Raw genomic sequence first — 238 nt, forward strand, 5'->3', positions numbered from 1 at the left:
GCACGACAGGGGTAACGTTTTGGGCACTGTCTCAACCAGAGACTCGGTGAAATTTTAGTACCTGTGAAGATGCAGGTTACCCGCGACAGGACGGTAAGACCCCGTGGAGCTTTACTGTAGCCTGATATTGAATTTTGGTACAGTTTGTACAGGTTAGGCGGGAGCCATTGAAACCGGAGCGCTAGCTTCGGTGGCGGCGCTGGTGGGGTGCCGCCCGGCCTGTATTGAAATTCTAAGC

General features: G+C 53.8%; 1 rRNA gene. It reads left to right on the forward strand.

Features of this window, described 5'->3' with window-relative positions:
- A 23S ribosomal RNA gene (locus tag JDS95_RS30830) occupies positions 1–238 on the forward strand; the annotation flags it as partial.

It is taken from the genome of Bacillus cereus group sp. N24 (genome assembly GCF_016483345.1).
GTDB lineage: Bacteria > Bacillota > Bacilli > Bacillales > Bacillaceae_G > Bacillus_A > Bacillus_A toyonensis.